Annotated in this window: 14 protein-coding genes and 2 tRNA genes; 7 read left to right on the top strand and 9 right to left on the bottom strand. The window is 33.8% G+C overall.

Annotation, left to right across the window (positions count from 1 at the left end):
* Positions 1-120: 120 nt before the first annotated feature.
* Together DMP16_RS05365 and DMP16_RS05360 are read right to left on the bottom strand one after the other, a co-directional pair.
* Positions 121-1,362, bottom strand: a complete 1,242-nt coding sequence (locus DMP16_RS05365; RefSeq protein WP_069284546.1) for an ORC1-type DNA replication protein — start codon at positions 1,360-1,362, stop codon at positions 121-123.
* A 35-nt stretch (positions 1,363-1,397) separates the two neighbouring features.
* Entirely contained in the window at positions 1,398-1,907 is a 510-nt protein-coding gene (locus DMP16_RS05360) for a THUMP domain-containing protein (RefSeq protein ID WP_069281904.1), read from the bottom strand.
* A gap of 33 nt (positions 1,908-1,940) precedes the next feature.
* Between DMP16_RS05360 and DMP16_RS05355 the strand changes: the two genes are divergently transcribed.
* Positions 1,941-2,480 (top strand): hypothetical protein, encoded by a 540-nt coding sequence (locus DMP16_RS05355; RefSeq protein ID WP_069281906.1) that lies wholly within the window; start codon positions 1,941-1,943, stop codon positions 2,478-2,480.
* Positions 2,467-4,527: a minichromosome maintenance protein MCM gene (locus DMP16_RS05350; protein ID WP_069281907.1), complete on the top strand. Its 2,061-nt coding sequence runs from the start codon at positions 2,467-2,469 to the stop codon at positions 4,525-4,527. The genes DMP16_RS05355 and DMP16_RS05350 overlap by 14 nt, the downstream gene beginning before the upstream one ends.
* On the opposite strand, the gene DMP16_RS05345 is transcribed toward DMP16_RS05350, so the two are convergent.
* The 4 genes from DMP16_RS05345 to DMP16_RS05330 are packed head-to-tail and all read right to left on the bottom strand — an operon-like array spanning position 4,524 to position 6,113.
* Positions 4,524-4,742, bottom strand: coding sequence for a hypothetical protein (locus tag DMP16_RS05345; protein ID WP_069281908.1), 219 nt, complete (start codon positions 4,740-4,742; stop codon positions 4,524-4,526). The genes DMP16_RS05350 and DMP16_RS05345 overlap by 4 nt on opposite strands.
* 13 nt (positions 4,743-4,755) lie before the next feature.
* Positions 4,756-5,085, bottom strand: coding sequence for a hypothetical protein (locus DMP16_RS05340; protein ID WP_069281909.1), 330 nt, complete (start codon positions 5,083-5,085; stop codon positions 4,756-4,758).
* Positions 5,086-5,094: 9 nt separating this feature from the next.
* The gene (locus tag DMP16_RS05335) at positions 5,095-5,595 is read right to left on the bottom strand and encodes a CDP-2,3-bis-(O-geranylgeranyl)-sn-glycerol synthase (protein ID WP_069281910.1); all 501 of its coding nucleotides are present in this window, start codon (positions 5,593-5,595) and stop codon (positions 5,095-5,097) included.
* On the bottom strand, positions 5,586-6,113 hold the full coding sequence (locus DMP16_RS05330; protein WP_069281912.1) for an AAA family ATPase: 528 nt from the start codon (positions 6,111-6,113) through the stop codon (positions 5,586-5,588). Before DMP16_RS05330 ends, DMP16_RS05335 begins: the two co-directional genes overlap by 10 nt.
* A 33-nt stretch (positions 6,114-6,146) precedes the next feature.
* Here DMP16_RS05330 and DMP16_RS05325 point away from each other — a divergent pair, with 33 nt between their 5' ends.
* From DMP16_RS05325 to tmk, 3 genes are read left to right on the top strand one after another with little or no spacing between them, the layout of a single operon-like run.
* Positions 6,147-6,680: a hypothetical protein gene (locus DMP16_RS05325; protein WP_069281914.1), complete on the top strand. Its 534-nt coding sequence runs from the start codon at positions 6,147-6,149 to the stop codon at positions 6,678-6,680.
* Positions 6,677-7,762, top strand: a complete 1,086-nt coding sequence (locus DMP16_RS05320) for a Clp1/GlmU family protein (RefSeq protein WP_069281916.1) — start codon at positions 6,677-6,679, stop codon at positions 7,760-7,762. The genes DMP16_RS05325 and DMP16_RS05320 overlap by 4 nt, the downstream gene beginning before the upstream one ends.
* The gene (gene tmk / locus DMP16_RS05315; protein WP_069281918.1) at positions 7,750-8,319 is read left to right on the top strand and encodes a dTMP kinase; all 570 of its coding nucleotides are present in this window, start codon (positions 7,750-7,752) and stop codon (positions 8,317-8,319) included. The genes DMP16_RS05320 and tmk overlap by 13 nt, the downstream gene beginning before the upstream one ends.
* Here the strand turns inward: tmk and DMP16_RS05310 are convergent.
* A complete protein-coding gene (locus DMP16_RS05310; protein ID WP_069281920.1) occupies positions 8,297-8,653 on the bottom strand; it encodes an Sjogren's syndrome/scleroderma autoantigen 1 family protein in 357 nt (118 codons plus the stop codon). The two genes, tmk and DMP16_RS05310, sit on opposite strands and share 23 nt — an antisense overlap.
* Before the next feature lie 51 nt (positions 8,654-8,704).
* On the opposite strand from DMP16_RS05310, the gene DMP16_RS05305 reads away from it, so the two are divergent.
* Together DMP16_RS05305 and DMP16_RS05300 are read left to right on the top strand one after the other, a co-directional pair.
* On the top strand, positions 8,705-8,974 hold the full coding sequence (locus DMP16_RS05305; protein WP_069281922.1) for a UPF0147 family protein: 270 nt from the start codon (positions 8,705-8,707) through the stop codon (positions 8,972-8,974).
* A gap of 33 nt (positions 8,975-9,007) precedes the next feature.
* Positions 9,008-9,092, top strand: a tRNA-Leu gene (locus tag DMP16_RS05300).
* 293 nt (positions 9,093-9,385) lie between these two features.
* Here DMP16_RS05300 and DMP16_RS05295 read toward each other — a convergent pair.
* A tRNA-Val gene (locus DMP16_RS05295) sits at positions 9,386-9,460 on the bottom strand.
* A 41-nt stretch (positions 9,461-9,501) separates the two neighbouring features.
* The coding region (locus DMP16_RS05290) for a beta-CASP ribonuclease aCPSF1 (protein WP_143576951.1) at positions 9,502-10,994 on the bottom strand (1,493 nt) is incomplete at its 5' end.

The following is a 10,994-nucleotide window of genomic DNA, read 5'->3' as shown; positions in this document are numbered from 1 at the left end:
CTTCTAGTTCTTTTTTTAGCTTATTATAATGTAATCCACTGAGTCTATACAGTTTAGTTATGTTCATGTCACCATATTTTACTAATAGATATATTATTTTTAATTTATGTTTATCAAAAATTAAATTTTCGATTGTAATTTCACCATTATTTGTTGTGTTATGAAATCATCTAACCTTTTATCTAAAGGTAATGATAACGAGACTAGCGTAGTTCGTCCTCTCATTCCCTTTCCACTCTGTCTAGTATTTATTATTCCTATCACTTTTAGCTTTCTTAAATACTCATAAACTTGGGTATGTTTTCTAGGCTCCTCACTTAGTTCTTTACATAACTCTATGTATTCATTTTCAAGATTACCTATATTTATTTCATCAACCCTATTTTTATTTAATATTCTAATTAGTGCTTTCAGAAGTATTAGCTGGTGAAGTTCCAGATAACTTAAACTATCTAAAATTTGCTGTACCTCGGGGTTTATTGTTGAATTTGCCTTCTTTGCGTGATCAAGAAGGACAATTGGAGATCCTTCCTTCTCAGCTATTTCTGCCGCTAGCCCTAAAGTCTCTATCGCTATTCTAGCATTTCCATTTCCACCTTTATCAAATCCATAAGTGTTTGATATGTATTGTAAGGCTTCCTCGTCAACTGTATTTTCATTAAATGCTTCTTCTATTCTTGCCTTTAAAATATCGTATAGTTCAGATGCTTTATAAGGTGGAAATTCAATTACTCTTCTAAGTATATGGTCTCTTATACTTTTATCTAAGCTAGAGAGTGTATGTGTATCATTAACGATGAATACATAACTTATTCTCTTTACTATAGCAGAGATCTCATCATATAGTCTGACTAAGAAATATATCTCATCGTTTGATACAGTGTTTAAGAAATAGCTAAACTCATCTAACGTCACAATCACGTGAATATTTCTTTTATCTAAGTATTCATGAATTACCTTAAATACTTCTTGAGAGGAAAGTCCCCTTAATGGTATAGGAAGTTTTAGTGCATTTGCTATTTCTTGGCTTATCAGATACAATGTTCTATGCCTATAGCAGTTTATGTGAACGTACTTTACTCTTACTCCAAACTCTTTCTCAGCTATTTCTTCAAAATTCTTTCCAAATGATTTAACTGTGGCAGTCTTTCCAGTTCCAGTTCTGCCTACTATTACAACTCTTTCTGAATCTTTAATGTCCTCTATCAGTAAGTTTTTGAATATGAATCCTAATTCTCTTATCTTATCTTCTCTATGAGGTAGGCTATTAGGAACGTAATCTGGTGATAGTTTATCTTTATGTTTTATTATGACTGTTGGCGTACGCAATGTATCGGATAAGATGTCTTTAGTTGATACCAATACTTTCACCCTAATCTAAAATATGTGGTATTACCTTATATTTTGTTTGAGAGAGTTAGCCGAAACTTTTCTTGCCCCTTCCTCAAAAAGGATATTCCACAAAAATCTTTTAACGCATTAACATAAATTATTATTTCAGGATTTTTAAAATCTACTTGCCAAAAATTCTTTAGTCCAATGCCAATTGCAATTTCTATTGTTTTACAGTTTATATTAGAGTTTCTGTTAATACATCTAACATAAAACTTCTTTAAATCATTAAAGTTCTGTCTTATATAATTTATAGTTTTTTCTACTAAATCTTTCTCCAATGGTTTTGTAATTAATTGAAAAGGGAAGATTTTTTCTGCACATGAGGGTGGATGAGAAATTAACAGCCCATAAATAGTTAATGGGTCTAATAGTGAACTAATCAGTAAAACGTTTTTAGTATATTCTATAACTTTAGCGTTAGGGTCTTTAATTAGTAACCTATTTAAAATCTCTGGTATACACTTAATAGCTTTTCCAGTCTTTGTAGTTATTAAGCATTTTATCTCCTCCATCTATTTAAAGTAAAAAGCTAAAGATAATAAAATGTGATCGGAGTTAGGCTCAAAGCAATTAGAAGATTAACTAGGGTATATAAACATAAAGTCATGGTCCTTGAAGACTGGAACGGTAGCTCAATTACCTTAAGCGGTTTGCAACTAATTAAAGGTAGTCAAGATGAATTACCTTATTGGCTAGCATCTGTGCTTGAGAGAAAAAATATAGTGAAAATTGAGGATGAGGTATCTGTAGAAGACCTAGGCAGAATATTATTTCAAGAAAAACAGAGTGCGAATACGTCAGCTTCCCTAGTACCACTTAGTAGAGATTTCTTCTTTAAAGTAAAATCGTATATTGATATTCTTAATAAAGAGAGTAGTATTGATAATGTTGATAAAATTAGAAAAGCTAAAAATATACTTAATGAAATATATAAGATACGGTCTAGGAAGGTGATGCAATTAGCTTTTCTTGAGATAGAAGATCAAAATTTGATCAATAATATGACAGAAGAAGAGCTTTTAATCTATAATACGATAAGACAACTTATCAAGGAACTGTATGGTGATATAATTGGAAATACCTAGGCAAGAAGCTGACTATAGAGACCTTTTTATTGAATTTCTGACAACGTATAAGGATGAGAAGGGAAAAATAAAATATAAAGATAAAATAAATGAAATGATAGCATATAGAAGGAAAAGTATAGTAATAAATTTCTCTGACATACTGTCGTTTAATGAGAAAATAGCTGAAGAAATTATAAATAATACTAAAACCGTAATTCCTATTCTTGAAAACGCCCTGTATGACTATATTTCTCAATTAGATCCTACCTATCAGAGAGATATTGATAAAGTTCACGTAAGGATAATTAATATTCCTAGGGTTTTTGAGCTTAGAAAAATAAGAAGCTCGGAGATAAATAAGTTAATTAGTGTAGAAGGAATTTTAGTAAAGGTAACACCGGTAAAGGAGAGAGTATATAAGGCAATTTTTAAGCATATTCACCCTGACTGTATGGCAGAGTTTGAGTGGCCAGAAGAGGGAGAAATGCCAGAGATCGTTGAAATGCCAAGTATATGTCCTAGATGCGGTAAGTTGGGTCAATTCAGATTAGTCCCGGACAAAACTAGGTTTGTAGATTGGCAAAAGGCTGTTTTACAAGAAAGACCTGAGGATTTACCCTCTGGTCAGTTACCAAGGCAATTAGAAATTATTTTAGAAGATGATTTAGTCGACTCAGCTAGACCCGGTGATAGGGTTAAGGTTAGTGGAATACTGGAGATAAAGCAAGATTCGTTAGTTAAAAGAGGTAGTAAGTCAATATTTGATGTATTTATGAAGGTAAACAGTATAGAAGTTTCTCAAAAAGTTCTTGATGAAGTAATCATATCTGAGGAAGATGAAGAAAAAATAAAAGAATTGTCAAAAGATCCGTGGATAAGGGATAGGATAATTGCGTCAATTGCACCATCAATTTATGGACACTGGGAGATAAAGGAAGCTTTAGCTTTAGCGTTATTTGGTGGAGTTCCTAAGAATAATCCCGATACTCGTATCAGAGGAGATATACATGTTTTAGTGATAGGAGACCCCGGTACTGCTAAGTCACAAATGCTACAATTTGTTGCTAAAGTAGCCCCTAGAGCGGTCTATACAACGGGTAAAGGATCTACCGCAGCTGGTTTAACTGCAGCAGTAGTAAGAGAGAAAGGTACTGGAGAGTATTATCTTGAGGCTGGAGCTCTAGTGCTAGCAGATGGCGGAGTTGCGGTAATAGACGAGATAGACAAAATGAGGGAGGAAGATAGAGTTGCAATTCATGAAGCGATGGAACAACAAACGGTCTCTATAGCTAAAGCTGGAATAATTGCTAAGTTAAACGCGAGAGCTTCTGTGATAGCGGCTGGAAATCCTAAGTTAGGTAGATATATTTCTGGAAGACCAGTATCAGATAATATTAATCTCCCCCCGACGATCTTATCCAGATTTGATCTAATATTTATATTAAAAGATCAGCCCAGTGAACAAGATAAGGAATTAGCAAATTACATAGTGGATGTTCATTCAGGCAAAGTTTCTAGAAATATTATAGAAATGGACTTATTAAAGAAATATATTGCATACGCTAGAAAATATGTTAGTCCAAAGATTACTGAGGAAGCTAAAAAATTGATTGTTGACTTTTTCGTGGAGATGAGGAAAAAAAGTATGGATAGCCCGGATAGTCCAATATTAATTACTCCTAGACAGTTAGAATCCTTAATAAGGCTCAGTGAGGCTTATGCTAAAATGGCACTTAAGCCTATTGTTACTAAAGAAGACGCCGAAAGGGCTATAAACATTATGAGGTTATTCCTAGAGAGTGTGGGAGTTGATATCGAGAGCGGTAAAATTGATATAGATACTATTATGACTGGGAAACCTAAGAGTGCCAGAGAAAAGATGATGAAGATTCTGGAGATAATAGATTCTTTAGCTGGTAGTAATGATTGTGCTAAAGTCAAAGACGTAGAGAAGGAGGCACAGCAAATTGGTATAGATAAATCTACAGTAGAAAAATTGATTATAGATATGAGAAAAAGTGGTATAATATATGAATCAAAGCCCGAGTGTTATAAAAAAGTTTAGACCAATTTCTTATATACTGGAAGAGGTGTCCACATAATCCACGCTGGCACAGTTTTTATCAATTCGTAAGCTTCTTCCCAACCAGACAGTCCTATTCTCTTAGCTAACTCTTCTAGAGTTATTTGCGTCCTTACATATTCATTAAGAATTGCTACGATATCATCATTGATCTCTACTTCTCTCCCTGACGATAATTTTACTTTTATTGGCTCCATAAGAGTTAGAATGCTAAATCCCAAATATAGATTTTACTGTATTGAAACCGTAGATACTCCATACAACTAAGACTAATATAATTAAGGATATTAGAATAGTCATAGCACCTAAATTATATTCATTTCTATCAATGAAGTATATTCCAAGTAAAAGAAAAATTACTACCAATATTCCTAAGGCTAAATAACCTGCTGTATTTAAAGCTTGCCCATTATTTAATGGGGATATATAATAGGGAAAGGCAATCACTCCTAAAATTCCTACTATCATTATGAGAATTAAAATAATGATTACATAACTGTTTATAACCTCGTTGTAAAGTTTACTAGATCTTTTCGGCATAGATAATACTCACCAAGGAACACTTTTAATTTTTAGTAAATAAGCAATTCGGTTAGTACTCGTGTGTAATAGAAAGGTTAGCAAGCAAATAAAAACAAATTGATACCAATATAAATTAACATGAAATAGCAGTAAGGTTAGTGTTGAAGTTAAAATAAAATCTAATTGATCTAATCCTACTGCTTTCCCCCCTCTTGGTATTCCTAATCTTCTCTTTATGAACGCGCCTAACATATCTCCTACTAATGCAGAAAAGGACTCAACAAAAGAAATAAGAATCCAATCAAATGACAATAATTTGGAAATAATTAAACCCGTAGTAGTGCCGAAAGTTAAACCAATAATTAATCCTTCGAAAGTTTTCCCATCTCCTAATATTCTTCTCTTATCAAAGAAACTCTTTCCTAGATCGACCGGCGTTCCTTTCTTAATAAATGGCGCACTTCCATTTGCAGTTAGGGCTGGCAAATAATATATTATGCTTATTAATAATTGTAATATTAAAGACATCCGACTACACCTTTATCGGTTATCTTAAACTTGCATCTCCTTAAATAACCTATAATATATTGTTTAGTTAACCTTAATACATCATCAGATAATTTTCTCATTAATTTTTCTCCTGCTACTCTGTTGCTAGAAGAAGACTGCCAGAGAAGCAAAACTCTGGAACAAGATTTTGAAATTGATCTTAACACTACAAGATTTCTCAATAATTCTAAAGGATCATGATTAATTCTATATAAAGAATTAATAGTATCCACTATTATCAGTCTTGGTTTATATTCAATAGCCCTAAGTATTGCATTTTGTAGTTCATAGTTGTTATTTACAGAGGCAAAATATACTCCCTCACCTACTCTGATTTTCTCTAGTCTTGCCTCATAATTGGTTCCCTCAGTGGATATAAACACTGAAGGTCTAAGTTTTAACGCGACTTCTAAAGCCAAAGCAGTCTTCCCAACACCAGCCTCCCCATATATCGAAACCAACTTGCCCCTTTCAAATATGAAAGATAAGATATCCAAAGTTTAAATCTCCTAATAATGCTATAACTATATGTGAAAATAAAAAATGTATCAATAACTACTGATTCACCAAAAATATATAGAGAATTCTTAAGCGAGTTAAAAAAACGTAACGTGAAGCTTAGCGAGAAAGGAGAGGTTAACATTACAGTAAATAATGTTAGAACAAAGGAAGATTTCCTCAAGGCATTAGGAAAGATTATAGCGTTATCAAGGGGAAAAGAGGAGTTCAATGAGTTACTTATAGGTATAGATACTAACTCTTCTTATCTTAGCATAGCTGTAATACTTGATGGAGAAGTAATAGAATGTCATAAAGCCCCTAATATTTCCTCATTAATCAAACTATTAAGCGAAGTATTACTAATTTACCCAGCAAGAAGAAAAATAATTGGTGTTGGAGTGGGTAATAGTTATGGTAGGGATGTTTATGAAATACTTTGCAAAATTTTTGACAACGTAAAATATGTCGATGAGAAACATACGAATTTGAAAACTCATTTTAATCAACTGAGCGATAGAGACTTGAGAGCAGCTTATAGTATAGCATTAAGGGCTTCATCATGAAAAAGGAAATATTGATTGAAGGTCCTTGTGATATAAAGGTGACTGAAGGAGAAATCAGAATAGTTGGGATAAGATTTGAAAGAAATAATTTAGTTAAAATACCAGAATCTAAGACATATACACTAATTTTTGATGAGAACACGAAGTTCGAAATGAACTGTAAAGTATTAAATACTGATTTGTCTCTCAATTGGGATGAAGTAGCAGAACAAATAAGCCAGACAGGTGGTTCAGTTCTACTCTTAGGGGATATAGATTCTGGAAAAACATATTTTACTAATCTAATTTCCAATTTATCTGTCCCTTTTATCAAAATAATTGATGCCGATGTAGGACAGTCTTCACTATTTTTGCCAACGTTCGTATCATCAGCTACCCCAACAGTGACTTCTCTTGATATCGAATATTACAAGTACAATGATTTAGAATTTTTTGGGGACATAACTCCTTCTACTAATCCTCGTCTACACGTTTCCAAGATTTTAAGAATTTATGAAAAAGAACCGCACCAGAAGATTACTGTTATAGATACTGATGGATGGATCCATGGATTAAAAGCAATGCTACATAAATTTGAATTAATCTATTCAATTGATCCAGATTATATAATAACATTTGATACGAGAATTAGAGATATACTGCCTCTAAATTATAGGAATAGAGTAAAAATATTAAATAAGGTTGGTCTTCATAAAGATAAAAACAGGAGGAAAATAAGTAGAGTATTGAAGTATAAGAGATATTTTGAAAGCGATGCAAAATTAGTTACATTATCTTCAGAAGATATTATAGGCATATCGTTATCAGATATTTTGTACAATAGTTGGGGAGAGTATTTACAGTTATCAGTTGAAAGTCCTTGTTTAGGATACTATATAGATTCTGAAACATTAAAAGGAGCCTTAGTAGGTATTATAGATAGGGGAAGAGTTATAGGAGCTGCTATCCTAAGGGAGATAAGTGGTAATTATATTAAGTTACTTACTAAAGCAGACAAATTTAGCGGGGTAATATTAGGGTATATAAGCCTAAATCATAAATTTGAAGAAAGAAGAATTAGGTTTAGGAAATGCGAAAAATAATTGCGATAGAGGGTATAGACGGCTCTGGAAAGACTACGTTATCTAATATGCTAAAGGATTATCTTACACTTAAAAAGGGTTTAAGGGTTATAGTAACAAGAGAGCCGTTTTCTGAAGAAATAATAAACCTTATAGAAAAATTAGGTTGGAAAGACCCTATTACACTAACATTATTATTTGCTGCAGACAGAGCAATCCATATCAACTGGTTATCTAAGCAAGACGCTGATGTGTTTATTCTTGATAGATATTATTTTTCAAGCATTGCATACCAAGGAGCTTTAAGCGGAGATGAAGATTGGATTAAAGTGGTGAATTCTAAATTTCCTAAACCAGATATAGGGATACTTCTAGATTTACCAGTTGAAATAGCTTTATCAAGAATAATTAAAAACGACAAATTTAATTTTAACGAAAAGATCTCTAGTTTATCTAAGGTCAGAGAAAAGTATTTAGAATTAGCAAAAGAATATGGACTTTATGTTATTGATGCAACTAGAGAGAAAGAAAAAATACTACAAGATGTAATACATATTATAGAGAATCATTTGCTCTAAGTTTCTTTAACCTTTCCAACGCGTCTAGATACCTTATAATCTGCAAAAGGCTTTCAGAATCTGATGGGTCTTCTTTAACTTTCTTCGCATTAGAGTATAGTCCACTAATCAGTATACTCTCTATCTCCTCTAACTCAAGTTTCTTTTTTACTGACTTCTCTTCTTCTTCGTTCTTGACAACATACACTTTACCGTGTGTCGGGCAAACTATATCACCATTTTTTAATCTAAACAACGGCATTTTACATAATGGACAAGCTTCTTCTAGCATAGTGGCGCCTTGCCTTAATAAATCGGCAGCTCTTTTCACTCCCTCTTCCGTCTGATTTGTCATAAATAAATCTTAAACTCTCTACTATTAAAAGTAAATATTGGGTGATAAGAGATTTCGATGCCTTACGACAATGAGGCTAAGATAAAACAAGCAGTAATTTTATTACAAAAAATTGTTAATGATACCAGTGTGCCAAGAAATATTAGAAGAGCTGCAACGGATGCAATACGAAATTTGCAGGATTCAGCTTTGAGTCCAGCAGTTAGGGCAGCAAACGCTATCGGTATTCTCGAGGATATTAGTCAAGATCCTAATATGCCTACCCACGCAAGGATATCAATATGGAATGTTGTTTCAATTTTAGAGACAGTTAAGGACTAGTTTTTTAAATAGATATGTTCTAAATTATAGTGTGCGGGGGTGCCCGAGCTAGGTCAAAGGGGGCAGGCTTAGGCCCTGCTGGCGAAGGCCTGCACGGGTTCAAATCCCGTCCCCCGCATCTTTTTCCCTATAGAGCATTGCATCTAGCTCAATCCAATTATTCCTAGCAAAGTAGCATACTTGTTGAAATATCTCTTAGTCTAATGAATTAAGCATAGCCGGAGATAGTATGTATCATAAGCATACAGATTAAACCATATAGAGACTAAGTAATGATCGGATTACGTTTACGCGTTAAAGAACAAGAACTAAAACGCAAAAGAAGGGAGGTTTAACTAACCCTTTAGTTGATGTTAACAAAAATTAGATAAATTTAAAAAGCGAGAAGCAGGAGCAAGTAAGATAACCACATGGGCCCGCTGGGATTTGAACCCAGGACCTCCGCCTCGTAAGGGCGGCGTCCTAACCAGGCTAGACGACGGGCCCTTATGAATAATCTATAATCTTAACTCTTTAAAAATTTTCCTTTAGGCCACTCTTAAACTATCAAGAATGTTAGGCGTGTAGATATTTGGCTTATATCCTAATCTATTCTCTTCTTTAATGTAGTTTGCAAAAGATCTAATTGATGAAGCTTCTCCATGGTTTAATATAACATTTTTAGGTTTAGGCTGTATATTCCTTAGGAACGCTAACAGCTGTCTTCTGTCTGAGTGTCCGGAGAATCCTTCTATAGCTTTTATTTCCATACCAATTTTTATGTTTTCAACTCTACCATCTCTATCAATGATTTGAATCTCTTTAGCTCCATCTCTTACTTTTCTCCCTAAAGTTCCCTCAGCTTGATAGCTTACAAACACTATTGAATTTTTACTATCCGGTGCTAGAGCTTTAAAGAACTCTAAGGCAGGTCCCCCATTAAGCATTCCGGAAGTGGCTATTATTATCGAGGGTTCTCCTTGTGCTATGTCCTCTTTAAACCCTTCAATCCTTTTGAAGAACTCTGAAGTAAATGGATTTTCGTCTTTATACAGAATAGAGTCTCTTACCTCCCTTCCTAACCATTCTGGGTAAGCATTGTGAAGAGCAGTAACTTCATCAACTAATCCTGTTACATATACTGGCACTTCTGGAATTAGTTTCTTCTTCATCATGTCGTTTATAACCAGCATTATTTCTTGTCCCCTGCCAACAGCTAGGACGGGTATTAATACCTTTCCTCCTTTTGTTAAGGTCTTATTTATCACTTCCAAAAGTTCAAGTTCAGACTCTTCTCTATTCTCTTGTTCTTTAGCCCCATATGTAGTTTCCATTATTAGTGTATCGACTCTTGGGAACTCATCATTTGCTTTATCCAATAACCTAGTTCTGGCGTATTTGAAGTCTCCAGAATATACTATATTATGCTTTCCATCACCAATATGCAAATGCGCTATTGCTGAACCTAAAATATGTCCTGCGTTATAGAACGTTAGCCTAATATCTGGTGCGATATCTGTAACTTCTTCATAATCGAGAGTGATAGTGTGTAATAGCTCTTTTCTCACTTCTTTAGCTGAATAAGGTGTAGGTCTTCCTTCTCTTTCTGCTATATCTAAGGAATCCAACTGCATCAATGCCATAATATCCCTAGTTGGTGGCGTTGCATAAACTGGTCCTTCGTATCCATATTTAAATAAAAATGGTATCATTCCACAGTGATCTAAGTGAGCATGTGTCACTACAACGGCGTCAAGTTCTTCTAACTTTAACTGATCTAACATTGGGTAAAGTCTCTCACCTTGTGTCACGCTAGGATTTAATCCTACATCTAATAATACTCTACTCTCTGGGGTTTCAACTAATACTGCTGATCTTCCTACTTCCTGAAAACCTCCTAAAGCCGTTATTCTGACGTAGCCGTTGCTAAAAAGTAGTTCTCTATGTATTCTTTCACCAAATGTTCTAAGCATCTTAGCTCTGTATTCAGTCTCGTTATAAATATGTGTTAATATGCTCTCGTATGTTCTAGATTTTAATG

Origin of the sequence: Sulfolobus sp. B1 (genome assembly GCF_007050195.1) — an archaeon.
GTDB lineage: Archaea > Thermoproteota > Thermoprotei_A > Sulfolobales > Sulfolobaceae > Saccharolobus.
This window is presented reverse-complemented; position numbering and strand designations above follow the sequence as displayed.

Bases quoted from the DNA above. Each gene is read 5' to 3' on its own strand.
- DMP16_RS05360 (WP_069281904.1), bottom strand. From the start codon at position 1,907: ATGGAGGAGATAAAATGCTTAATAACTACAAAGACTGGAAAAGCTATT.
- DMP16_RS05345 (WP_069281908.1), bottom strand. From the start codon at position 4,742: ATGGAGCCAATAAAAGTAAAATTATCGTCAGGGAGAGAAGTAGAGATC.
- DMP16_RS05340 (WP_069281909.1), bottom strand. From the start codon at position 5,085: ATGCCGAAAAGATCTAGTAAACTTTACAACGAGGTTATAAACAGTTAT.
- DMP16_RS05335 (WP_069281910.1), bottom strand. From the start codon at position 5,595: ATGTCTTTAATATTACAATTATTAATAAGCATAATATATTATTTGCCA.
- DMP16_RS05320 (WP_069281916.1), top strand. From the start codon at position 6,677: ATGAAAAAGGAAATATTGATTGAAGGTCCTTGTGATATAAAGGTGACT.
- tmk (WP_069281918.1), top strand. From the start codon at position 7,750: ATGCGAAAAATAATTGCGATAGAGGGTATAGACGGCTCTGGAAAGACT.
- DMP16_RS05310 (WP_069281920.1), bottom strand. From the start codon at position 8,653: ATGACAAATCAGACGGAAGAGGGAGTGAAAAGAGCTGCCGATTTATTA.